The sequence below is a fragment of the Stenotrophomonas sp. genome (assembly GCF_036662295.1).
Taxonomy (GTDB): Bacteria; Pseudomonadota; Gammaproteobacteria; order Xanthomonadales; family Xanthomonadaceae; genus Stenotrophomonas.
Genome location: NZ_JAVWXA010000048.1, coordinates 1 through 22,442, shown reverse-complemented (window position 1 = coordinate 22,442; position 22,442 = coordinate 1). Strand labels below are relative to the sequence as shown.

Here is a 22,442-nt window from a genome sequence, read left to right as displayed (position 1 = left end):
TCAATTACGCACGTAATCGCAAACCCTGTCAACCCCTCGACGGCCGGTTCATGCCGCCATTGCAAGCATGGTGGCCTGCACGGTGGAGGCCTGGATGAAACGCTATCGCAAGTACGACTTTCCGGTGGACCAGGTGCGCCGCTTCCTCGAACCCGGCCCGATCGTGCTGGTCAGCTCGGCCTTCAAGGGCGAGCGCAACGTGATGACACTGGGCTGGCACACGGTGCTGGCCTTCAGCCCGTCGCTGGTGGGCACGATGATCTCCAGCGGCAACCACAGCTTCGAGCTGATCCGGCGCAGCCGCCAATGCGTGATCAACCTGCCCGGCCCGGACCTGCTCGATACCGTGGTGGGCATCGGCAACTGCAGCGGTGCGCAAGTGGACAAGTTCGCCCGGTTCGGGTTGGACACCACGGCGGCCAGCGAGGTCCAGGCCCCGTTGCTGGCGCAGTGTCCGGCCAGTTTCGAGTGCCGGTTGCACGATGCCGGCCAGGTCAAACGGCATGGTTTCTTCATCTGGGAAGTGGTGAAGGCGCACGTGGCCAAGGCGCCCAAGCGACCGAAAACCGTGCACTACCGCGGCGATGGCCAGTTCATGCTGTCCGGCGAGGAGGTCTCGCGTCGCCGTCTGTTCAAGCCTGAAATGCTGTAATGGTGCGCATGACCCTGCAGGATGGCGCTGGATGACCGAACACCTCACCGACCTCGACGCCGCGATCGACTGGCTGCTGCAACGCGTCGATGGCCCGTTGCGCATCGGCGCACCGTTGGCGCTGGGCAAGCCGCACCGGCTGCTCAATGCCCTGTATGCCCGGGTGGAAAACGATCCGTCGCGGCCGCTGCAGATCTACACCGCGTTGTCGTTGAATCCGCACAAGGCGGCCGGCAACGGGCTGGAAGCGCGCTTCATGGCCCCGTTCGCCGCGCGTCATTTCGGCGAGGATTTCCCGCGCCTGGCCTATGCCGATGCCGTGGCCCGCGACCGCCTGCCCGCGCACGTGCAGGTGGAGGAGTTCTACATGCAGTCCGGCGCGCTGCTGGGGTCCTCGCAGGCCCAGCGCGCCTACACCAGCCTCAACTACACCCATGCCGCCGATGCGGTGGCCCAGCGCGCGCCGCACGCGATCGTGCAGAAGGTGGCGGTGCGCCCGGATGACCGGCGGCTGTCGCTGTCGTGCAACAACGACATCACCCAGGACACCCTCGATGCCATGGTCGCGCGCGGGTTGCCGCGGCCGCTGATGATCGCCGAGATCGACCCGCAGCTGCCCTACCTGGCCGGCTCGGCCACGGTGGATGTGAGCTTCTTCGACCTGGTGATCAGCCCGCCGCCGCCCTACCCGGCGCTGTTCGGGCTGCCGCGCCAGCCGGTCAGCGACGCCGACTACGCCATCGGCCTGTATGCCAGTGCGCTGGTGCGCGACGGCGGCACGCTGCAGATCGGCATCGGCACCCTGGCCGATGCGATCAGCCACGCGCTGGTGCTGCGTCACACCGACAACGCACGCTACCGCCAGCTGCTGCATGCACTCGACCCCACCCTGGCCAGCCACCCCACGGTGCTCGAGTGCGGTGGCCTGGCGCCGTTCGAAGTGGGCCTGTACGGCTGCAGCGAAATGCTCAACGAAGGCTTCCGCCGGCTGGTGCAGACCGGCGTGATCCGGCGCAAGGTGCACGATGACGTGGCGCTGATGCAGCGCATCGAGAACGGCAGCACGCTCACCATCGACCACGCCACCCTCGCCGCCGAAGGCGAATACCTGCATGGCGCGTTCTACCTGGGCTCGCCGGAGTTCTACCAGTGGCTGCGTGACCTGCCCGACGACGAGCGCCGCGCGATCGGCATGCGCCGGATCAGCGAGATCAACCAGCTGTACGGTGGCAACGAGGTGCTGGAGCGCCTGCAGCGACGCCATGCGCGCTTCTTCAATTCGTGCATGATCGCCACCGCGCTGGGCGCGGCGGTGTCCGATGCGCTGGAGGACGGCCGCGTGGTCTCCGGCGTGGGCGGCCAGTACAACTTCGTGGCGATGGCGCATGCGCTGCCCGAGGCGCGCAGCGCGTTGATGTTCCGCGCGGTGCGCGAGGACAAGGGCCAGCTGCAATCCAACGTGCGCTGGAACTACGGCCACGCCACCATCCCGCGCCACCTGCGCGACATCTACATCAACGAGTACGGCATCGCCGACCTGCGCAACCTCACCGACGAGGACTGCGTGATCGGCATGGCCGCGATCACCGATGCCGCCTTCCAGGCGGGGCTGCTGCAGACGGCCAAGGTGTCGAAGAAACTCGATACCGCCTTTGCCGCGCCCGAGCACTGGCAACGGCGCAACACGGCCGCGGCGGTCAGCGCGGCGCTGGCCCCGTTCCGGCAGTCCGGCCTGTTGCCGGACTACCCGCTGGGCAGTGACTTCACCGAGGTCGAGCAGCACCTGGTCAAGGCGCTGGGCTGGCTCAAGCAGCACACCCAGACCCGCGGCAGCACGCTGCGCACGGTGCTGGCCGCGCTGGCCCAGCCGGCCGGCGATGGCGATGCCGTGTACCTGCAGCGCATGGGCCTGGACGCACCGAAAGATCTCGGCGATCGCATCCAGGCGCGGCTGCTGCGGCTGGCGCTGGCGCGAACGGCCACGGCCTGACGCCCACAGGATGTACCCGGCCGGCGCGCTGCACGCGCAGGCCGGGCGCGCTGTATGCGTGCGTTATCCTGTGCGCATGACAGACGATTCCCGTTTCCTGCTCGACCTGCAGCGCCGTGCCGCGGCCGGCGAACCGTTGCGCTATCTGTGCTTCTGGGGCCATCAGCCACCGCGCACCGGCGTGTCCTCCTCGTGCTTCAGCCAGTGGTATGACGCCGGCTTCAGCATCGACGGCCAGTACTACCCCACCGCCGAGCACTACATGATGGCCGGCAAGGCGCGTCTGTTCGGCGACACCGCCATCCTGGCGGAGGTGCTGGCCGCGCGCACGCCCGACAAGGCCAAGGCCATGGGCCGCAAGATCGTCGGTTTCGATGAAGCGCGCTGGACCCAGGCGCGCTACGCGCTGGTGGTGGACGGCAACATGGCCAAGTTCAGCCAGAACGCCGCGCTGGGCGATTTCCTGCGCGCCACCGCCGGCCAGGTGCTGGTGGAAACCAGCCCGGTGGATTTCATCTGGGGCATCGGCCTGGCCAAGGATGACCCCGACGTGCAGGTGCCGGCGAACTGGCGCGGATTGAACCTGCTGGGGTTTGCGCTGATGGAGGTCCGCGCACGCCTGCTGGGCGAGCACCGCTCGCCCGCCTGACAGCAATGCAGAAGGCCGGGGAAATCCCCGGCCTTCTGCGGTGTTGCTAGAGGGCTTGGCGGGCGATCGCCGCACCGCCGGGCCAGGCCCGGCGGCTGATGGCAATCAGTTGGCCGACATCGCCTTGGCGGCCGCCACCACCGCCTCGGTGGTGATGCCGAAGTGCTTGTACAGCGCCTCGGCCGGCGCCGACGCACCGAAGGTGTCGATACCGATCACCGCACCGTCCAGGCCCACGTACTGGCGCCAGAAGCCGGTCACGCCGGCTTCCACGGCCACGCGGTTGCGCACGGCGTTGGGCAGCACGGACTCGCGGTAAGCCGCATCCTGGCGCTCGAACACATCGGTGGACGGCATGGACACCACGCGGGCCTTGATCCCCGCCGCGTCCAGCTCTGCCTTGGCGGCCACGGCCAGGCCCACTTCGGAGCCGGTCCCGATCAGGATCACGTCCGGCACGCCGCCTTCGGCGTCGGCCAGCACGTAGCCACCGCGCGCGATCTGGGCAACCTGCGCAGCATCGCGCGGCTGGTGCGGCAGGTTCTGGCGGCTGAACACCAGGCAGCTCGGGCCGTCGGTACGGGTGATGGCCGCCTTCCAGCTGACCGCCGATTCCACCGCATCGCACGGGCGCCACACATCGTTGTTGGGGATGTAGCGCAGCGAGGCCAGGTGCTCCACCGGCTGGTGGGTGGGGCCGTCTTCGCCGAGGCCGATCGAGTCGTGGGTGTACACGTGGATGGCATGGGCCGGGATCAGCGCGCTCATGCGCACGCCGTTGCGGGCGTAATCGCTGAAGACCAGGAAGGTGGCGTCGAAGGGAATGAAGCCACCGTGCAGGGCCAGGCCATTGGCGATGGCGGTCATGCCGAACTCGCGCACGCCGTAGTACACGTAGTTGGCGTTGGGGTCGTCGGTGGCGACCGACTTGCTGGCCTTCCACAGGGTCAGGTTGGAATGGGCCAGGTCGGCCGAGCCACCGATCAGTTCCGGCAGCAGCGGCGCGAAGGCTTCGATGGCCAGCTGCGAGGCCTTGCGCGAAGCGATGGTCTGGCCTTCTTCCTGCACCTTGGCGATGTAGGCATCGGCCTGGGCGATGAAGTCTTCCGGCAGCTCGCCGTGCGAACGGCGGGTCAGTTCATCGGCTTCGGCCGGGAACTGCTTGGCATACTTGTCGAACTGCTGTTCCCACTCGGCCTGGCGCAGGGTGCCGGTACCACCGGCACGCCAGCCGGCGTAGATCTCCTCGGGGATCTCGAACGGGCCGTAGTTCCAGCCCAGCTGCTTGCGGGTAGCCTCGAGCTCGTCCTTGCCCAGCGGTGCGCCGTGGCTGGATTCCTTGCCGGCCTTGCCCGGCGAGCCGAAACCGATGGTGGTGCGGCAGCAGATCAGGGTGGGCTTGTCGAACTGGCCCAGGGCGCTGTCGATGGCGGCCTTGATGCTGTCCGGATCGTGGCCGTCGACGCCGCGCACCACGTTCCAGCCATAGGCTTCGAAACGCTCGGGGGTGTTGTCGGTGAACCAGCCTTCGGTGTTGCCGTCGATGGAGATGTGGTTGTCATCCCAGAAGCAGACCAGCTTGCCCAGGCCCCAGGTGCCGGCCAGCGAGGCGGCTTCGTGGGAGACGCCTTCCATCAGGCAGCCATCGCCCAGGAACACCCAGGTGCGGTGGTCCACGATCTCGTGCTCGGGGCGGTTGTAGCGCTGGGCAAGCAGCTTTTCGGCAAGCGCAAAGCCGACGGCGTTGGCCAGGCCCTGGCCGAGCGGGCCGGTGGTGGTTTCCACGCCGGGAGTTTCATGGTGCTCGGGATGGCCGGCGGTCTTGCTGCCCAGCTGGCGGAACTGCTTGAGCTGTTCGATGGGCAGGTCGTAGCCGCTCAGGTGCAGCAGGGCGTACTGCAGCATCGAGCCGTGGCCGTTGGAGAGCACGAAGCGGTCGCGGTTGAACCACTTGGGGTTGTTGGGGTTGTGACGGAGATAATCGTTCCAGAGGACCTCGGCGATATCGGCCATGCCCATCGGCATGCCGGGATGCCCGGACTTGGCAGTTTCGACCGCATCAGCGGCAAGGAAGCGGATGGCGTTGGCCAACTGGCGGCGGGTAGGCTGCGTCATGGTTCTGTCGGAATCGGGAGGCGGCCGCGAACGTGCGGGCGCGCCATTGTCCCACAGACCTCCAGCGGGGTCAGGCCGTGCGTCGGCTTTCTGAATGAAAATCGCGCTGTGCGGGTGCTGTGGTGTTCACGTGGGGGGCCGCCTCGTTTGGGCATGGCGCGCGCGTCCGGGGCCCCTTGGCGGCCGGGGGACCCTTGTGCGGTGTCCCCCGGCCGCCTGCGGCGACCTCCTCCTTTATTTTGCCAAGGGCCTGCCGGCCGCCAAGGGGCACGGCTTGCGGTATGCAAGAGCGGATGTCGATGGTTGTTCTCATCGAAGGCGGCGACGCGCACCCCACCCCTATCCGCCGGGCCTAGGCGCCGACGGAGGCACGTCGATCTTTGCCTGCCGCAAGCCAGCCCCTCCGCGGCCGGCAGGCACTTGGGCAAAATAAAGGAGGAGGCAGCGCTGGCGGCCGGGGGACATTTGCGCCAGGTGCCTGCCGGTCGCGGAGGGGCCCGGACGCGCGCGTGCCACCCCATCGAAGCCGCATCTCTTCCCCACCATTGCTCGTAAAAAAAGAACGCCCCGATTCCTGACGGAACCGAGGCGTTCTGCAAGCGGATGCGCGGCGGTCCGCGCCCGCCGGGTGGTCAGTCGCGGCTGACCTGCACCGGCACCGGGCTGTCGTCGGTCTCGCCCTTGGCCACCAGCGTGGTCAGGGCCAGGTCGCCGGTGACGTTCAGCGCCGTGCGGCACATGTCCAGGAAGTGGTTCACGCCCAGGATCAGGCCGATCCCCAGCGGGTTCACCCCCACCATGGCGCAGATCATCGCCACCACCGGCAGCGAGCCCGACGGCACACCGGCGGTGCCGATCCCGCCCAGGATGCACACCGCCATCACCATGATCTGCTGGCCGATGCTCAGGTCCACGCCGAAGAACTGCGCCAGGAAGATCACCGTCACGCCCTCGAACAGCGCCGTCCCGTTCTGGTTCGCCGTCGCGCCCACCGTCAGCACGAAGCGCGACACCTTCTGCGGCAGCCCCATCTGGTCGGCCACCCGCAGCGCGGTGGGCAGCGTGGCGTTGCTGGAAGCCGTGGAGAAGGCCATCACCGTGGCCTCCTGGGTATCGCGGAAGAACGACAGCGGCGAGCGCCCGGACAGCCACACCGCCGTGCCATAGGTCACCACCATGTGCAGCCCCAGCGCCAGCACCACCACGCCCACGTAGGCCCCCAGCCGGATGATCAGGTCGAACCCGAACAACGCCGCCAGGTTGAACATGAAGCAGGCCACCGCATACGGCGCCAGCCGGATCACCAGGTTGATCAGCGTCATCGAGACTTCGAACACGCCTTCCACCGCGCGGCGCAGCGGGGCCACCTTCTCCTCGTCGCTGAGCACCATGCCGATGCCGAACATCAGCGCGAAGAACATCAGCGACAGGATCGCGCCGTTGTCCGAGGCCGCCTGCAGCACGTTGCTGGGCACGATGGACAGCAGCATGTCCATGCCCTTGGGCGTTTCATGGATGCCGGCGACGATCTCCTTGCTGCGCTCGGCGTTCTCCGAGAGCATCTGCGCGGCCACCTGCGGGTCCACGCCGGCGCCCGGCTTGAGCACGTTCACCAGCACCAGGCCGATGGCCACCGCGATGCCCGACAGCAGCACCGTGTAGGCCAGCGTCTTCCAGCCGATCCGGCCCAGCGCACGGATGTCGCCCATCTCCGACACGCCCATGATCAGCGCCGAGAAGATCAGCGGCACGATCAGCATGAAGATCAGGTTGAGGAACAGCCCCGACAGCGGCGTGGTCACCCAGGCCATCACGCCCTTGGCGAACGCGGTCAGGCCCGGCACGCCCGGTCCGGCGGCGTGGACGATCAGGCCAAGCACCAGGCCCAGCGCGAAGCCAATGCCCATTTTCCAGTGCAGGGGCAGTTTCTTGCGGGTCGCAGCAGCCTCAGTCATGTAACGGCTTTCCTGTAATAAGTGAAATCAGCTTAGCAAAGCCGGTCGTGCCGGCCAGGCGGCGGCTCAGGATCGAACGGGATAGAGCGGCGCCAGGCCATTGTTCTCCGCCGCGGGCAGCGGCTGCCAGTGCGGTCCGTCATGGAAGGCGCGGCGCACGGCCTGCCGCGCGGCCACCATGTCGCCGCCGTCGGCCGACCAGCGCGCCCGCTGCATGGTCAGCAGCGCCTCGCGCTGGGCCGGGTCGGCCAGCCGCGCCAGCAGCGCGTCCAGCCCCTGCACCCCACCCATCGTCGCCAGCAGCGCGATGATCTCATCCAGGCCCTGGCTCTCCATCGCCCGGCGCAGCTCGGCGCGGGAGATCGAGGCCACCGGCAGGGCCGCCACGCCGTCGGTCGCCGGTGTGGGGGCGCCGCGCCGCCGCGCGCGGTGCCAGCCCCACGCCAGCGTGAGCAGCCATAGCAGGGCAAACCCGGCCGCCGTGGCGATCCAGCCCCACGGGCGCGCCGTGGCCGCGGCCGGCGCGAAAGGCAGCGCGTTGGACACGGCCGGCGCCTGGCCCGGCAGCGGCGAGCCGGTATCCACCGGCGGCGGCGTGGCCGGGGGCGTGCCGGCGCTGCCGGCCGCCACGGCCAGGGTCAGGTCGGGCAGGCGGGCCTCGCGGGCCTGCCCGGCCTTGACGTCCCACCACGGCATGCGCGGCCCGGGCACCTGCAGGGTGCCGGGGACACGGGGCACGATCGCGTAGCGCCGGGTCATCTTCAGCTGCGGGGTGCCCGCGCTGAAGGTCTCGTCATACTGGGCCGGCTCGGCGAACACCTGTGCGTCCGGGCCCGCCGACAGCGTCGGCAGGTCGGTGAACTGGGCACGGGTAGCGCCGTCGGCAACCGCCTCCACCACCACCGTGGCCGCCTCGCCGGCGCGTGCCGTGCTGGGCGCGAGGGTGTAGCGCAGGCGCAGGTCGTGCAGCGGCAGCCAGGGCTGGGGCGCGTCGGCCGGTTGCGGCTGCACCTGCAGGGTGCGCGCCGGGGCACTGGCGCGCAGCCGCCCGTCGCCGCCGCCGAACATGTCGTCGAAGAAGCCACCGGCCGCGCGCCCGCTGAACTGCGCCGCCGGCAACTGCAGCGGCCCGCTGCGTTCGGGGATCAGCAGGAAGCGCCGCTCCACCAGGTTGTAGCGGCGGCCGTTGACCTCGCGCACCAGGCTGCGGTCCTCGCCCACCCGCTGCAGCGAGGCGCCGTCGGGCGCGTCCAGCACCAGCTCGCCGGAGACCAGCTGCGAGGCGTAGAACAGGCGCACGACCACGCCCACGCTCTGCTGCACGTAGGGCGTGGCATCGTCCACCTCGGTCTGCATGAACACCGCGGCATTGCCGGGCACGGCCGCTGCGTCGCTGCCCGCCGCCACCTGCAGCTGCAGCGGCGCGGTGCGCTGCGCACCGACCTGCAACGCCGGGATCAGCAACGTGCCGGCGCGGCGCGGCGCCAGCACCACCGAGAACCGGTTGCGCGCGCTGCTGCCACCGCTGCCCCACTGCATCTGGCGGCTGCTGGTCTGCGCGCTGAGGTCGAAGTCGGTGCGCAGCGGCGCGTAATCGGGCGTGCCGCCGGCATCGCTCTCGATGCTCAGGGTGACCGTTTCGGCATCGCTGATCTGGGCGCGGTCCAGCCAGGCGCGGGTCTGGGCCTGCGCCGTGCCCACCAGCGCCAGCAGCAGCCAGCCGCCGATCTGCAACCAGCGTTGCGTGGTGGTGTGGATGCTCATCGTCCTTCCCGTTTCCTGCGTTCGTTTTCCAGTTGGAACTTGGCCCGCAACAGGCTGCCCGGGTCGTCGGGCACCCGGCGCATCCAGGCCTCCACGGCCTGGCGCTGCTCACGCTGCTGCGGGGTTTCGGCGGCCTGGCGCTGGGCCGCGGTGGCCTGCCCGTCCTTGCCGGGCTGGCCCTGGCGTTGCAGGGCCTGCTGCATCTGCTGGCGCTGGGCGGCATCGGCCTGCGCCTGCGCGGCCGCGTCGGCTGGGTTGGCCTGGCCCTGGCCCTGGCCCTGCTCCGGCTTGCCCGGCGATGACGGCGGTGCCTGGCCGTTCTCCGGCTTGCCCGCCTGGCCGGGTGAGGGCTGCCCTGGCTGGCCGGACTGCCCTGACTGGCCCGACTTCCCGTCCTGCCCGGCAGACGGCGATGCCTGTGGCGGCCCCTGCGGGTCCTGCGGCGAGGGCGGCGGCTTGCGCTTGCGCGCCGCGTCCACCGCGGCACGGTTGGCGACCGCATCGGCCATGCCCGGCGCCTGTTTCAGCGCCTTGTCGTAGGCCGCGATGGCGGCGTCGTATTGGCCCTGACGGGCCAGCGCATTGCCGAGGTTGTACTGGCCGATGGCGCTGTCGATGCCGTCGAACTGCTGCTGGGCCGCCTTGAAATCACCCGTGCGGTAGGCCGCCACGCCGGCCGCGAGCCGCTGCTGGTCGGCCTGGTCGGCGCGCTGCCACCAACCGCCCTCGGCGGCCTGCGCCGGCGCGGGCAGCGCCAGCGGCAGCGTGGTGCACAGCAGCAGTGCCATGGCCATGCTGCGCCGGCGGAACGCCCACAAGGCCAGCAGCATCAGCGGCGGCAACAACCAGAACCCTTCGTCGCGCCAGGCCAGCCCGTTGCCGTCCTGGCGGTCGTCCTGGCTGACGCCCGGCGTCAGCACGCCCAGTTGCTTGAGGTCGGCATCGTCGCTGGCAATGCGCGCATAGGTGCCGCCACCATCGCTGGCCAGCGCACGCAGCGGCGCCTCCTCCAGCCGGGCCTGGTCGATCTGGCCGTCACCGCTGCGGAACGCCGCACCGGCCGGCGTGCCCAGGCCCAGCACCGAGACCTTGAAGCCCTGCCCGCGCGCGGCCCGCGCCGCGCTGCTGGCCGCGGCATCGGCGCGGTCGGTGATCAGCAGGATGTCGCCGCCACGCGCGCCGGACTGCTGCAGCAGCAAGACCGCCGCGTCCAGCGCGCGCTCGGCGCGCTGGCCGTCACGCGGCATCACGTCCGGGCCCAGCGCATCCAGGTACAGCGCCACGTTGGCGGTATCGGCGGTCAGCGGCGCCACGGTGTAGGCATCATCGGCGTAGACCAGCAGCGCCACTTCCCCGCCCTGGCGCTCGCGCAGCAGGGTGGCCAGCTTGGCCCGCGCCTGCAGCAGGCGCGACGGCGGCAGGTCGGTCGCGGTCACCCGCGAAGACAGGTCCAGGGCCACCACCAGCGGCGATGGTGACTGCCACAGCGGCTGGGCCACCTGGCGCCAGCTCGGGCCGGCCAGGGCCAGCACCGCCAGGGTCCAGCCAAGCAGCAGCAGGACCAGCCCGCCCCACGCGCGCTGCCCGCCCGCCACCAGCAGGTGGCGCAGCAGGTGCGCATCCACCGCGCCCTGCCAGGCCGTGCCACGGCGGCGGCGCCAGTACCACAGCGCGGCGATCAGCGGCAGCGCCAGCAACGCCCACAACGCATGCGGGCGCACCAGGTGCAGGGCAGTCCAGGCCGCGCTCATGCCCAGCGCCTCGGCAGCAGCCAGGCCAGTGCGGCCAGGAGGACGGCCAGCGCCAGCGGCCAGGCATAGCGCTCGATGCGCGGGCGCACCGCCGGGCCGGCCGAGGTGACCGGTTCCAGCCGCTGCAGCTCGGCATAGATGCCGGCCAGCTCATCGGTATTGCGCGCCCGGAACGCGCGCCCGCCGGTCAACGTGGCGATCTTCTGCAGGGTGGCCTCATCGACCGGATCGTCGCCGGCGGCTATCCGCATCCCGAACATGCTGAAGCCGCCGTCGCCCCCGAAGGCCACGGTGTACACGCGCACGTCCTCGGCCTTGGCCAGCTCGGCCGCGCGCAGCGGCTCCAGCGCCCCGGCGTTGCTGATGCCGTCGGTGAGCAGGATCAGCACGCGCTGGCCCTTGGGTTGTTCGCGCAGGCGCTTGACCGCCAGCGCGATCGCATCGCCGATGGCGGTCTCGCTGCCGGCCAGGCCAACCACGCTGTCGCCCAGTTGCTGGCGCACGCTGGCCAGGTCGCTGGTCAACGGGGTGAGGGTGTAGGCGCGCTCGCCGAAGATCAGCAGGCCCACGCGGTCGCCGGCGCGGCGATCCAGGAAGTCGGCCAGCACCGCCTTGGCCGCGGTCAGGCGTTCCACCAGCTGGTGGCCGAGCATCATGTCCGGCTCGCGCATGCTGCCGGACACGTCCACGGCGAGCATCATCTGTCGCCCCTGCTGCGGCGGGCTGACCGCCTCGCCAAGCTCCTGTGGCCGCGCGGCGGCCAGGCACAGGCATGCCCAGGCCAGCCACAGCAGCAGGCGGCCCACGCCGAAGCTGCGCCCCGCGCCGCCTGCGCCCAGCGCCTGCAACTGCGCAGCCGCGTACGGCACCCGCAGGGCGGCGGTGTTGGCAACGCGGCGGGGCCAGGCCAGCATCAGCACGGGCAGCGGCAACGCGGCCAGCATCCACGGCCAGGCCAACAGCGCCAACCAGGACAGCCAGCTTGGCCAGCCACTCAGCATGTCCTGCGGCAGCGCCAGCGCGATCATCGGCGCCGCCCGGCGACCAGCGCCAGGAAACGGGCCCGGGCCAGCACCCGCAGGCGCTGTACCGCTTCGGGGTCCACCTGTGGGCGGTAGCCGCCGTCCAGCAACAAGCGGCCATCGCCTTCGGAGAAGGCACGGCTGCCGGGGGCATCCAGGAAGGCCAGCCACGCCGGGCCCTGCAGCAGTTCGGCACCGGGGCGGCGTGCGCGCGCGGCCCGGCGCAGCAGCGCGGCGATGGCCGCCACCTGTTCGACCGGGGTCTGCGCCTGCGCCAGCGCCTCGTCGAAGGTGCGCATCCAGCGCTGCTCGCGGCGCCGGGCTCGCGCCCGCCAGGCCCACCACAGCAGGATCAGCGCCAGCAGCGCGAGCGCCACCAGCCACCAGCCCGGCGCGGGCGGCCACACCGATGGCGCAGGCGGCAGGTGCACATCGCGCAGCGGCAGCGCCGTGGGCGCGGTCATGCCACCACCGCCGACGGCATCGGGCTCAACCAGCAGTCGCTGGCGTCATCGGTGGCCACCACGTGCACCTGGATGCGGCGCGCCGCCAGACGGGTCTGCAGCGCCTCCAGCGGTGCCACGAAGCGGTCACGCCAATGCTCGCGCACGGCGGCGCGGTCCAGGTCGAGCAGCACGCGCCGACCTTCGGAGAGGAAGGCCAGCGGTGCCGAGGGCGGCGCCAGTTCCAGCGGGTCCACCAGCAGCATCACCACCACCTCGTGATGCATGGCCAGCGCGGTCCAGCGCGACGGCGTGATCGACGCGGCCTGGGCAGGGTCGGCCAGCACCACCACGCGCGCGCCGGGGCGCAGCAGGCGCGCGGCCTGTTCGAGCGCGCGGTCCAGGCCGGCATCCTCGGCCGGCGGCTGCGCGTACCAGCGGGTCAACGCGTCCAGCACGCGCAGCACGCCACGGGTGCCACCGGCCGGCGGCAGGGGCGCCTCCAGCGCACTGCCCCGCAGGGCGGCCAGGCGATCGCCCTGCCGCTGTGCCAGCCACGCCGCGATCGCGCCGACGCGCGCGGCCTGCACCGACTTGAAGCGGACCCGGGTGCCGAAATACAGCACCGGGTGGGTATCGGCGACCAGCAGCGTCAGGCGCTCGCGCTCGGCCTGGAACAACTTGGTGTGCGCGCGGCCGGTGCGCGCGGTGACGCGCCAGTCGATGTGGCGCGCATCGTCACCGGCCACGTATTCGCGGGATTCGGCGTACTCCATGCCACGCCCGCGCATTGGCGCCGGCGCGCTGCCGGCATGGCCAAGCCGGCCACGCCGGGCCGGCGCCAACCGGTGCGCGTTGCGCCGCAGCGCCACCAGCTCGGCCAGGCGGGGCTGCAGGCCATCGCCCTCGGCCGCCCCGGCGGTGGTGTCCCGGTCCGATCGCATCGCGGTCAGGGGGCCGGCACGCGGGCCAGCAGTTCGGCCACCAGGCGGTCGCCTTCCCAGCCTTCGGCCGTGGCTTCGTAGCTGGGCAGCACGCGATGGCGCAGCACGTCCGGTGCCACGCTGCGCACGTCGTCGGGGGTGACGAAATCGCGGCCGGCCAGCCAGGCGCGCGCACGCGCGCAGCGCTCCAGCGCGATCGACCCGCGCGGACTGGCGCCCCAGGCGATCCGCCGGCCCAGGGCCGGGTCGTAGCGGCTGGCATCGCGCGAGGCCAATACGATCTCGATCAGGTAGCGTTCCAGTGCCGGGGCCATGTGCAGCGACAGCACCGCCTTGCGCGCGTCGAACACGTCCTGCAGCGGCATCCGCGGCGGCGCCGGCGGCGGCGGGCCAAGCGCATCGCGCGCGCGCTCGCGGGCCAGGCGCAGGATCTCCGCCTCGGCATCCGAGTCGGGGTAGCCGATGCGCACGTGCATCAGGAAACGATCCAGCTGCGCTTCGGGCAACGGGAAGGTGCCCTCCTGCTCGATCGGGTTCTGCGTGGCCATCACCAGGAACAACGCCGGCAATGCATAGGTGTGCCGGCCCACGGTGACCTGGCGCTCGCCCATCGCCTCCAGCAGCGCCGACTGCACCTTGGCCGGGGCCCGGTTGATTTCATCGGCCAGCAGGATCGGGTGGAAGATCGGGCCGGGCACGAACTCGAAGCGCCCTTCCTGCGGGCGCCAGATCTCGGTGCCGGTGAGGTCGGCCGGGAGCAGGTCGGGGGTGAACTGCACGCGCGAGAAATCCGCTTCCAGGCGGGCGGCCAGGGCGCGGATCGCGGTGGTCTTGGCCAGGCCGGGCGCGCCTTCGACCAGCAGGTGGCCATCGGCCAGCAGGGCGATCAGCAGGCGGTCGACCAGCGCGGCCTGGCCGACGATCTCGGCCGAGAGGGCATCGCGCAGCGCGCGGAAGCCATCGTGCAGGCGGTCGTGGGCGATGTCGGCGGCAGCCGGGGCGTGGGTATCGTCGGTGGGCATCGGGGGAGGCAGGTTCATGGCGTCCATGTGACCTGCGCGAGGTGCGCAAGGTTCCATCGACATGATGGCAGGGCAGACCCCGCTGCGGGATCAAGATTGCCTGAACGCGAAAAGGGCCGCACGAGGCGGCCCTTTCGCTGCAGGCGGTGCGCCGACCTCAGTTGGTGCGGGCCACGCGCAGCACCTTCGGGGTGACGAAGACCAGCAGTTCGGCCTTGTCCTTGTTGCGGCTGCGCTTCTTGAACAGATTGCCCAGGAAGGGCACATCGCCCAGGAACGGCACCTTGTTGACGCTGTTGCGGTCGGTGAACTCGTACACGCCGCCGATGACCACCGTCTGGCCGTCTTCCACCAGCACCGCGGTGTTCACTTCGCGGCGGTTGATGGTCGGGACCTGGCCGTAGCCTTCCAGCACGATGTAGCTCTCCACTTCATCCTTCTTGACCGCCATGTTCAGGAACACGCGGTTGTCGTTGGTGATGGTGGGGGTGACCTTCAGTTCCAGCAGCACTTCCTTGAACTGCACGTTCGGGGTGGCCACCGTGCCCACGCCGCCGCCACCGCTGATGGTGACGTAGCCGATTTCCTTACCCTGCTTGATGGTGGCTTCACGCTGGTTGGTGGTGACCACGCGCGGGTTGGAGATCACTTCACCACGCGATTCCTGCTGCATGGCCGACAGCTCCACGTCCAGCAGGTAACCGGCGTTGAGGATGGACAGTGCCAGCGAACCGGGGTTGCTGGCCGCGGCCACCGGCAGGTTCCAGTTCAGGCCACGGGTGATCGAGGACGGGGTGCGCACCGGGGCCGGCCCGGTGCTGCCACCGGCGATCCACTCGTTCACCGCCTTGGCGTACTCGTTCTGCGAATCCACCTGCGACTGCCGGGTGGCCGCATTGGCCGCCAGGTTGCCGCTGAAGTAGGCGTTGTCGCGGCTGCCGCTGATGCCGAACTTCGCACCCAGCTCGCGGGCGAAGGTATCGGTGGCGATCACGATGCGGCTTTCGATCAGCACCTGGTCGACCGGGCGGTCGATGACGTTGATCAGCTCGCGCATGCGCGCCAGCTTCTTGGGGATGTCGCTGATCATGAGCGTGTTGGTGCGCTCGTCGGCCACGATGCGACCGCGCGAGGACAGGAACCCGCTGTCTTCCTGCGAGCTGCTGCCACCACCGGCACCACCACCACCGCCGCCGCCGATGCCCTTGGCTTCGGTGAGGGCTTTGAAGATCTGCACGGCGTTGTGGTAGTTGATCTGGATGTAATCGGTCACCAGGTCTTCGCGGTTCTCGATCGCGATGCGCGCGTCTTCCTTGTCCTGCTCGAACTTGGCCAGCTCCGGCTGCGGGGCGACCCACACCACGCCGCCTTCGCGACGCTTGTCCAGGCCCTTGGCCCGCAGCACGATGTCCAGCGCCTGGTCCCACGGCACGTTGACCAGGCGCAGGGTGACGTTGCCTTCGACGCTGTCGGAGGCCACGACGTTGAGATTGGACTCCTCGGCGATCAACTGCAGCACCGTGCGCACCGGCACGTCCTGGAAGTTGAAGGTCACCGGCTTGCCACTGTAACCGCGCTGGCCGACGGCGGCTGCCGCCTGGGTCACCGTGGTGGCGTTGATCGCGCCGGTGGCCGGGGCTTCCTTGCGCGGGCTGATCTCCACCACGTATTCGTTGCCGGTCTGGTAGGCCAGCGACTCGAACGCGGTGTTGGTGTTGAGCACCAGCTGGGTGCCGCCGCCATAGGGCTTGGGATCGATGCGCTGCACCGGCGTGGCGAAGTCGGTCACGTTGATCGACTTCTGCAGGTTCTCCGGCAGGCGGACGTTGCCCACGTCGATGACCACGTTGTTGCCCTGGGTTCGCAGGTCCGGGCTGGCGCCCTGGCCGTCGAACTTCAGGATCAACCGGCCCGCGCCGTCTTCACTGCGCTTGAAGTCGATCTTGGACACCGACAGCGAGGCCGGCGCGGTGGCCGGTGCCGCGGCGGCCGGCGTGGGTGCTGCCGCCGGCGTTGCCGCCAGCAGCGTGCCATTGGCCACCATGAGCGCGACTCCCAGCGCGCACAGGTGGATCAGCTTCGGGCGCCGGTTGGGACGCTGCCGCATGGCATTGGAAAAGGTCATCGTGCTATCCCCATAATCAATCATTGATCTTCAAGCGCAAGCGAAGCAGGCCGTTCCAGCCAGCCGCCCGCGCCATCCGGCACCAGTTCAATCAGTTCGATCCGGTCTTCGAAGACCCCGGTCACGCGGCCGTCGCTCTGCCCCATGTACACGCCTGGACGCACCCGATAGGTGACCTTGTCCGGCGCCATCACCAGCGCGACCAGCCCGCCCCCGTTGCCGATCGAACCCACCATGTCCAAGGCATCCAGCGGGAAGGCTTCCAGCGGCTCCTTGCGACGGTTCGGATCGGGACGAAGCCCCGAGCCGCCCTGTGGATTGGTCCAGGCGTCGGTGAACGGATCGCGCATTCCCTGCGCGGAATACTCAAACGTTTCGAACTGCTGCATCACCGGCAGTGGTTCCAGCGGCGGCGCCGGGCGTGCGCGCACGTCCTCCACCCACTTGGTCAGGTTCGGCGCATCGCCCGGGGTGCTGCTCACCCCGCGCGCGCAACCGGCCAGCAATGCCAGCAACAGCAGCCCACAGATCCTAGCGGTCATTCCCAGGCTCATTTCTTGCCTCCGGACCGGGACTTCTTGCCCTTGGCGTCTTTGGCTTCTTTGGCGGCGGCCGCCTTTTCCTGCGCTTCCATCTCAAGCTCGTCCAGGTAGCGGTAGGTCTTGACCGTGCCCGACAGCTCCAGCGCACCGCTGCGCGCGGTGATGCCGGTCTTGGGATCCTTGGGCTTCAGGTTGATGTCGTGCATGGTCAGGATGACCACGCGCGGCAACGAGGCCACGCCGCTGACGAAGGCACCGAACTGGTGGTAGCTGCCCACCATGCGCAGGGCGATCGGCTTCTCGGCGTAGAACTCCTTTGGCTGCTCGGCACCGGGCTGGAACAGCTCATTGACCAGCCCGCTGGACAGCGCGGTCTGCGAGATGTCGATGATCAGGTCCGGCATTTCGGTCTTGCTGGGCAGCTGGCGCAGCATCTGCTGCAGCACCTGCTCCATCTGGAGGAGCTGCTGCTTGAGCGGCTCCAGGTTGACCGCGCGGCCCTGTTCCTTCTCGAACTCGGCACGCAGGCCGACTTCGGTGCGTTCCAGGCCCTGCAGCTGTTCGCGCTTGCCGCTGATCAGGGCAAACCAGGCCAGCAGCACGATCAGCGCCGACAGCAGCACGCAGAACACCACCTTGGCCTTCTGCGGCCAGTTGCCGATGTTGTTGAAGTCCAGCTCTTTGAGGTTGATCTTCTGGCTCATGCGGCCCCCTTCTGCGGCGTACTGGACGCAGCCGGTTGTGCCGGTGCGGCGGGCGGGGCGAGACGGCTGCCGGACGGCTTGCCCGGCGCGGCGGCCGGATCGGTCGCTGCCGGGGCGGCGGCCGGTGCCGGAGCGCCTGCCGGTGCCGGCGACAACGGTGCCACCGGTGCCGCTGCCGGGTCGGCGGTGCCGGCCGGGACCACGCTGCCATCCGGACCCACGCCGTCCACCGGTGCGCTCTGCGCCGGCAACGTCACCTTGACCACGAACATGTACGGCAGGGCGCTGATGTCCGTCACCGGACCCACGCTGCCCGCCTTCTGGTCCGGCTTCTTGGCCTCGATCACCGACAGTTCCGGCTTGCTCATCCAGCCGGAGCTTTCCAGGTTGCGCATGTACGCGCTGACCCGGGCATTGGACTGGGTGCGGCCTTCCAGGGTGAGGATGTCCCCTTCCTGCTTCAGCGCGGTCAACACCACCCCGTCGGGGATGGTGCGCACCAGCGCGTCGAACAGGTGGACCATCTGCGAGCGCTTGGACTGCAGTTCCTCGATCACCTTCTTGCGCGCCAGCAGGCGGTCCTTCTGGCGGTCAAGGCGGTCGATCTCCTTGTTCTGCTCCTTGACCTTGGCGATCTCGGCGGTCAGGAAGCTGTTGCGCTCCCCCTGCCCGCTGACCTGACGGTCGTAGTAGAACCAGATCATCAACGACAGCAGCACGCCACCGATGGCGGCAAAGCCCAGCATGCCGTAGAAGTCGCGCTGGCGCTGCTTGCGCCGCTCGGCGCGCCACGGCAGTAGATTGATTCTTGCCATCAGTCGAAGCTCCTCAGCGCCAGACCGGTGGCAATCATCAGCGCCGGCGCGTCCTGGGCCAGGGCATGCGCCTGCACCTTCGGACCCAGCGTCATCTGTGCCAGCGGATTGGCCACCACGGTGGCCACGCCCAGCTGTTCCTCCACCATCTCCGGCAGCCCGGCCAGCGCCGCGCACCCGCCGGCCAGCACGATGTGATCCACGCGGTTGAACTCGCTACCGGCGTAGAAGAACTGCAGCAGGCGGCTGATCTGCTGGACCGTGGCTTCCTTGAACGGCTCCAGCACTTCCATCTCGTAACTTTCCGGCAGCCCGCCCTGGCGCTTGGCCAGGCCGGCTTCCTCGTAGGTGAGGCCATAGCGGCGCATCACTTCGTCGGTCAACTGCTTGCCGCCGAACACCTGCTCGCGGCTGTAGAGGCTACGGCCGCCGCGCAGGACGTTCAGGGTGGTCATGGTGGCCCCGATGTCCACCAGGGCGACCACGCCATCGCTGGCGATGGGCAGCTCGCTGGCGACCAGGGCAAAGGCGTTTTCGACCGCGAAGGCCTCCACGTCCATGACCCTGGCGGTCAGGCCGCCCAGTTCCAGCGCCGACTGGCGCAGCTCCACGTTCTCCGACCGCGACGCCGCCAACAGCACCTGGACCATTTCCGGGTTGTTGGGGATGGCGCCCAGCACTTCGAAGTCGAGGTTCACTTCCTCGATCGGGTACGGGATGTAGTTGACCGCTTCGAGTTCGACCTGGGCTTCCATGTCGTTCTCGTCCAGGTCGGCCGGCATCGGGATCAGTTTGGTGATCACCGCCGAACCGGCCACAGCCGCGGCAGCGTGCCGGGCCTTGGTACCGGAACGGTTCACGGCACGTCGGATAGCTTCACCGACGGCCTCGACCTCTACGATGTTCTTCTCCACCACCGCATTCGGCGGAAGTGGTTCCACAGCGTAATGTTCCACGCGGAAACGATTGCCACTGCGGGAAAGCTGCAAGAGCTTTACTGCAGTCGAGCTGATGTCGACGCCAATAAGCGGCGACTGGCTTTTTGGGATAAGCCCCACGGTTTCTCCCCTGCCGACGGGCACTTGGACGCAGAACCTGCGCCCGCGCATTAATAACGTTTTTTTAGCAAAGCGCAACCGTTCGCGGCAAAACGTGCACTGCGACACGTTTCACACGTCCCCAAACGATGATCGACCTGCTCTCCCCAGGAACGGCCCCAGCCGTTCCCTTGCGTAATCTATACTCTGCGGCCACGAAATTCGCAATCGGAATCTGTCACTGATGACACGCTTTCGCCGCTGGCTGCGCTGGTTGCTGGTCGCCTTCCTGGTCCTGGGCCTGATCGGCGCCGCCGTCGCAGGTGGCCTCTACTACGCTGTTTCCTCCAAGCTCCCGGACGTGCAGACCCTGCGCGACATCGAGATGCAGGAGCCCATGTACGTCTATGCCAGCGATGGCAAGCTGATGGCCGTGTTCGGCGAGTCGCGGCGCGTCCCGATCACCATGAAGGAGGTGCCCGAGCGTCTCAAGCAGGCCTTCCTGGCCACCGAGGATGCCCGGTTCTACGAGCATGGCGGGGTGGACTACAAGGGCATCGGCCGCGCGGTCTGGCTGCTGGCCACCACCAACGACAAGCGGGTGCCGGGCGGTTCGACCATCACCCAGCAGGTGGCCCGCCAGTTCTTCCTGAGCTCCGAATACAGCTACACCCGCAAGCTGGCCGAGATCCTGCTGGCGCGCAAGATCGAGTCCGAGCTGAGCAAGGACGAGATCTTCGAGCTGTACCTGAACAAGAGTTTCTTCGGCAACCGCGCCTACGGCGTGGCCGCGGCGGCCGAGTTCTACTACGGCAAGAAGCTGGGCGAGCTGGACCTGGACGAGATGGCCTCGCTGGCCGGCATCCCCAAGTTCCCCTCCTCGGGCAACCCGATCAGCAACCCCGAGCGCGCCCGCGAGCGCCGCGACTTCTACGTGCTGCAGCGCATGGCCAGCCTGGGCTTCATCAGCCAGGCCGAGGCCGACGCCGCCAAGGCGGTGCCGATGCACGCCAGCGCGCATGAGCCGCCGGTGCAGGTGGACGCCCCGTACGTGGCCGAGCTGGTCCGCCAGGAGATGATCGCCCGCTTCGGCGGGGACGTGGTCAACAAGGGCTACCACGTCACCACCACCATCAACGCCGAGCTGCAGACCGCGGCCAACATCGCCGTGCGCGATGGCCTGCGGGTCTACGACCACCGCCACGGCTGGCACGGGGTGGAGCAGCACTTCGAGGTGCCGGCCGACGCCGATGCCAAGGCGCTGGCGGCCAAGCTGGTCGGCATTCCGGCCCAGTCCGGGCTGCTGCCGGCCATCGTGGCCTCCACCGCCGCCGACGGCAGCGCCACCGTGGTGCTGGCCAACCGCAACGAGCTGGTGCTGCCGGTGGCAGCCAGCCGCTGGGTCAACAAGAGCCCGGCCACCCTGCTGACCCGTGGCGACCTGGTGCGCGTGCGGGCTGGCGAGAAGGAAGGCGAGTGGCTGATCGACCAGATCCCGCGCGGCCAGTCCGCGCTGGTCTCGCTGGATGCCGAGAGCGGTGCGCTGAAGGCCCTGGTGGGCGGTTTCAGCTTCTCCGGCAACAAGTTCAACCGCGCCACCCAGGCCCGCCGCCAGCCCGGCTCGAGCTTCAAGCCGTTCATCTATGCGGCGGCCTTCGACAAGGGCTTCAACCCGGCCTCGATCGTGCTCGACGCCCCGGTGGTGTTCCGCGACCGCCGCGGCAAGACCTGGTCGCCGCAGAACGACGGCGGCGGCTTCCGTGGCCCGATGCGCCTGCGCGAGGCGCTGGTGCAGTCGCGCAACCTGGTCTCGGTGCGCCTGCTGGACGGCATGGGCGTGGACTACGCGCGCAAGTACATCAGCGAGTTCGGCTTCGCCGAGGCCGAGCTGCCGCCCAACCTGTCGATGTCGCTGGGCACCGCCTCGCTCACCCCGCTGTCGGTGGCGCGCGGCTATGCCGTGTTCGCCAACGGCGGCTCGCGCGTGGACACCTGGGTGATCGACCAGGTGACCGACCGCGACGGCAACGTGGTGTTCAAGGAAAACCCGGCCATGGCCTGCCGCGACTGCGCCGGCACCAGCGGCGGCGCCCCGGTCAGCCAGGTGGTGGATGGCTTCAACTTCGGTGCGGCCGCCGCGCCTGCGCCGGCTGCCACGGCCGCCGCGCCGACCCCGGCGGAAGCCCCGAAGCCCGTCAACCCGGATGGCAAGGTCGCCCCGCGCGCGATCGATGCACGCACGGCCTACCAGCTGGTCTCGATGATGCGCGACGTGGTCCAGCGCGGCACCGGCACCGCGGCCAAGATACTGGGCCGCGAAGACGTGGGCGGCAAGACCGGTTCCACCAATGACCACCGCGACGCCTGGTTCTCCGGCTTCGGCGGGCCCTATGCCACCACCGTGTGGGTGGGCCGCGACGACTTCCGCTCGCTGGGCTACCGCGAATACGGCGGCAAGGCGGCCCTGCCGATCTGGATCGACTACATGCGCGTGGCGCTCAAGGACACCCCGGTGGCCAAGAACGACCCGCCCTCGGGCATGGTCCAGGCCTCGCTCAACGGCGCCACCGAGTGGGTCAAGGTGGAAGACATGGACAAGATCGAAGACTTCAGCTTCGAGGCCCATACCCCGCAGGCCGACGACGCCGCCTTCGACATCTTCTGACCCATGCGCCGGGCACGCCCCGGCGCGGCGGACGGACACAGGCCGGGCATTGCCCGGCCTTTTTTTGTGCGACCGGTGGTCACGTCCAGGGCGATCGGATGCGCTGGTATGACGGTGGTCACGTCCGGGCGATTGAATTCGGTGGTAGAGCCACCCCAAGGGTGGCTGCTCTTCGGTCCGGCGTTACGCGCAGCCACCCATGGGGTGGCTCTACCGGCGGGAGGGCTTGCGCGCAGCCCCCCCTGGG

General features: G+C 69.5%; 17 protein-coding genes. 4 read left to right on the top strand and 13 right to left on the bottom strand.

The genetic code is table 11. The annotated features are described in order from the left end of the window. The first annotated feature begins 94 nt into the window (after nucleotides 1–94). The 3 genes from RSA25_RS11130 (at nucleotide 95) to RSA25_RS11120 (ending at nucleotide 3,291) form a co-directional block, all read left to right on the top strand. The gene (locus RSA25_RS11130; RefSeq protein WP_332808948.1) at nucleotides 95–652 is read left to right on the top strand and encodes a flavin reductase family protein; all 558 of its coding nucleotides are present in this window, start codon (nucleotides 95–97) and stop codon (nucleotides 650–652) included. Between the two features lie 31 nt (nucleotides 653–683). Beyond that, on the top strand, nucleotides 684–2,642 hold the full coding sequence (locus tag RSA25_RS11125; RefSeq protein WP_332808947.1) for an acetyl-CoA hydrolase/transferase C-terminal domain-containing protein: 1,959 nt from the start codon (nucleotides 684–686) through the stop codon (nucleotides 2,640–2,642). 76 nt (nucleotides 2,643–2,718) lie between these two features. After that, a complete protein-coding gene (locus RSA25_RS11120; protein ID WP_332808946.1) occupies nucleotides 2,719–3,291 on the top strand; it encodes an NADAR family protein in 573 nt (190 codons plus the stop codon). A gap of 105 nt (nucleotides 3,292–3,396) precedes the next feature. Here RSA25_RS11120 and tkt read toward each other — a convergent pair whose 3' ends face one another. The 13 genes from tkt to RSA25_RS11055 all read right to left on the bottom strand — a co-directional run bounded on the left by tkt (nucleotide 3,397) and on the right by RSA25_RS11055 (nucleotide 19,551). After that, on the bottom strand, nucleotides 3,397–5,406 hold the full coding sequence (tkt, locus tag RSA25_RS11115) for a transketolase (RefSeq protein ID WP_332808945.1): 2,010 nt from the start codon (nucleotides 5,404–5,406) through the stop codon (nucleotides 3,397–3,399). 632 nt (nucleotides 5,407–6,038) lie between these two features. Next, entirely contained in the window at nucleotides 6,039–7,361 is a 1,323-nt protein-coding gene (locus RSA25_RS11110; RefSeq protein WP_332808944.1) for a dicarboxylate/amino acid:cation symporter, read from the bottom strand. A gap of 66 nt (nucleotides 7,362–7,427) precedes the next feature. Continuing rightward, nucleotides 7,428–9,125: a BatD family protein gene (locus RSA25_RS11105; RefSeq protein ID WP_332808943.1), complete on the bottom strand. Its 1,698-nt coding sequence runs from the start codon at nucleotides 9,123–9,125 to the stop codon at nucleotides 7,428–7,430. Continuing rightward, a complete protein-coding gene (locus RSA25_RS11100; RefSeq protein ID WP_332808942.1) occupies nucleotides 9,122–10,876 on the bottom strand; it encodes a VWA domain-containing protein in 1,755 nt (584 codons plus the stop codon). The genes RSA25_RS11105 and RSA25_RS11100 overlap by 4 nt, the downstream gene beginning before the upstream one ends. After that, the gene (locus tag RSA25_RS11095; RefSeq protein ID WP_332808958.1) at nucleotides 10,873–11,877 is read right to left on the bottom strand and encodes a VWA domain-containing protein; all 1,005 of its coding nucleotides are present in this window, start codon (nucleotides 11,875–11,877) and stop codon (nucleotides 10,873–10,875) included. The genes RSA25_RS11100 and RSA25_RS11095 overlap by 4 nt, the downstream gene beginning before the upstream one ends. Nucleotides 11,878–11,900: 23 nt before the next feature. After that, entirely contained in the window at nucleotides 11,901–12,362 is a 462-nt protein-coding gene (locus tag RSA25_RS11090) for a DUF4381 family protein (RefSeq protein WP_332808941.1), read from the bottom strand. Beyond that, on the bottom strand, nucleotides 12,359–13,285 hold the full coding sequence (locus RSA25_RS11085; RefSeq protein WP_332808940.1) for a DUF58 domain-containing protein: 927 nt from the start codon (nucleotides 13,283–13,285) through the stop codon (nucleotides 12,359–12,361). The genes RSA25_RS11090 and RSA25_RS11085 overlap by 4 nt, the downstream gene beginning before the upstream one ends. A 5-nt stretch (nucleotides 13,286–13,290) precedes the next feature. After that, nucleotides 13,291–14,325, bottom strand: coding sequence for a MoxR family ATPase (locus RSA25_RS11080; RefSeq protein ID WP_332808939.1), 1,035 nt, complete (start codon nucleotides 14,323–14,325; stop codon nucleotides 13,291–13,293). Nucleotides 14,326–14,464: 139 nt separating this feature from the next. After that, nucleotides 14,465–16,432: a type IV pilus secretin PilQ family protein gene (locus RSA25_RS11075; RefSeq protein ID WP_332808938.1), complete on the bottom strand. Its 1,968-nt coding sequence runs from the start codon at nucleotides 16,430–16,432 to the stop codon at nucleotides 14,465–14,467. Between the two features lie 20 nt (nucleotides 16,433–16,452). Further along, complete coding sequence (locus RSA25_RS11070) at nucleotides 16,453–16,974, bottom strand: pilus assembly protein PilP (RefSeq protein WP_332808957.1); 522 nt, start codon at nucleotides 16,972–16,974, stop codon at nucleotides 16,453–16,455. A gap of 8 nt (nucleotides 16,975–16,982) precedes the next feature. Beyond that, nucleotides 16,983–17,678, bottom strand: a complete 696-nt coding sequence (pilO, locus tag RSA25_RS11065; protein WP_332808937.1) for a type 4a pilus biogenesis protein PilO — start codon at nucleotides 17,676–17,678, stop codon at nucleotides 16,983–16,985. Then, nucleotides 17,675–18,493 carry a PilN domain-containing protein gene (locus RSA25_RS11060; RefSeq protein WP_332808936.1) on the bottom strand — a complete coding sequence of 273 codons (819 nt, stop codon included), beginning with the start codon at nucleotides 18,491–18,493 and terminating at the stop codon, nucleotides 17,675–17,677. Before RSA25_RS11060 ends, pilO begins: the two co-directional genes overlap by 4 nt. Then, nucleotides 18,493–19,551, bottom strand: coding sequence for a pilus assembly protein PilM (locus RSA25_RS11055; protein WP_038686523.1), 1,059 nt, complete (start codon nucleotides 19,549–19,551; stop codon nucleotides 18,493–18,495). The genes RSA25_RS11060 and RSA25_RS11055 overlap by 1 nt, the downstream gene beginning before the upstream one ends. Before the next feature lie 223 nt (nucleotides 19,552–19,774). Here RSA25_RS11055 and RSA25_RS11050 point away from each other — a divergent pair, with 223 nt between their 5' ends. After that, nucleotides 19,775–22,195, top strand: coding sequence for a penicillin-binding protein 1A (locus tag RSA25_RS11050; RefSeq protein WP_332808935.1), 2,421 nt, complete (start codon nucleotides 19,775–19,777; stop codon nucleotides 22,193–22,195). The last annotated feature ends 247 nt before the right edge of the window (nucleotides 22,196–22,442 follow it).

What these genes read in the sequence shown, in the direction of transcription:
- RSA25_RS11090 (WP_332808941.1), bottom strand. Translation starts at nt 12,362, where the DNA reads ATGACCGCGCCCACGGCGCTGCCGCTGCGCGATGTGCACCTGCCGCCT.
- pilO (WP_332808937.1), bottom strand. Translation starts at nt 17,678, where the DNA reads ATGAGCCAGAAGATCAACCTCAAAGAGCTGGACTTCAACAACATCGGC.
- RSA25_RS11080 (WP_332808939.1), bottom strand. Translation starts at nt 14,325, where the DNA reads ATGAACCTGCCTCCCCCGATGCCCACCGACGATACCCACGCCCCGGCT.
- RSA25_RS11125 (WP_332808947.1), top strand. Translation starts at nt 684, where the DNA reads ATGACCGAACACCTCACCGACCTCGACGCCGCGATCGACTGGCTGCTG.
- RSA25_RS11130 (WP_332808948.1), top strand. Translation starts at nt 95, where the DNA reads ATGAAACGCTATCGCAAGTACGACTTTCCGGTGGACCAGGTGCGCCGC.
- RSA25_RS11070 (WP_332808957.1), bottom strand. Translation starts at nt 16,974, where the DNA reads ATGACCGCTAGGATCTGTGGGCTGCTGTTGCTGGCATTGCTGGCCGGT.
- RSA25_RS11105 (WP_332808943.1), bottom strand. Translation starts at nt 9,125, where the DNA reads ATGAGCATCCACACCACCACGCAACGCTGGTTGCAGATCGGCGGCTGG.
- tkt (WP_332808945.1), bottom strand. Translation starts at nt 5,406, where the DNA reads ATGACGCAGCCTACCCGCCGCCAGTTGGCCAACGCCATCCGCTTCCTT.
- RSA25_RS11060 (WP_332808936.1), bottom strand. Translation starts at nt 18,493, where the DNA reads ATGGCAAGAATCAATCTACTGCCGTGGCGCGCCGAGCGGCGCAAGCAG.
- RSA25_RS11110 (WP_332808944.1), bottom strand. Translation starts at nt 7,361, where the DNA reads ATGACTGAGGCTGCTGCGACCCGCAAGAAACTGCCCCTGCACTGGAAA.
- RSA25_RS11095 (WP_332808958.1), bottom strand. Translation starts at nt 11,877, where the DNA reads ATGCTGAGTGGCTGGCCAAGCTGGCTGTCCTGGTTGGCGCTGTTGGCC.
- RSA25_RS11085 (WP_332808940.1), bottom strand. Translation starts at nt 13,285, where the DNA reads ATGCGATCGGACCGGGACACCACCGCCGGGGCGGCCGAGGGCGATGGC.
- RSA25_RS11120 (WP_332808946.1), top strand. Translation starts at nt 2,719, where the DNA reads ATGACAGACGATTCCCGTTTCCTGCTCGACCTGCAGCGCCGTGCCGCG.
- RSA25_RS11075 (WP_332808938.1), bottom strand. Translation starts at nt 16,432, where the DNA reads ATGACCTTTTCCAATGCCATGCGGCAGCGTCCCAACCGGCGCCCGAAG.
- RSA25_RS11100 (WP_332808942.1), bottom strand. Translation starts at nt 10,876, where the DNA reads ATGAGCGCGGCCTGGACTGCCCTGCACCTGGTGCGCCCGCATGCGTTG.
- RSA25_RS11050 (WP_332808935.1), top strand. Translation starts at nt 19,775, where the DNA reads ATGACACGCTTTCGCCGCTGGCTGCGCTGGTTGCTGGTCGCCTTCCTG.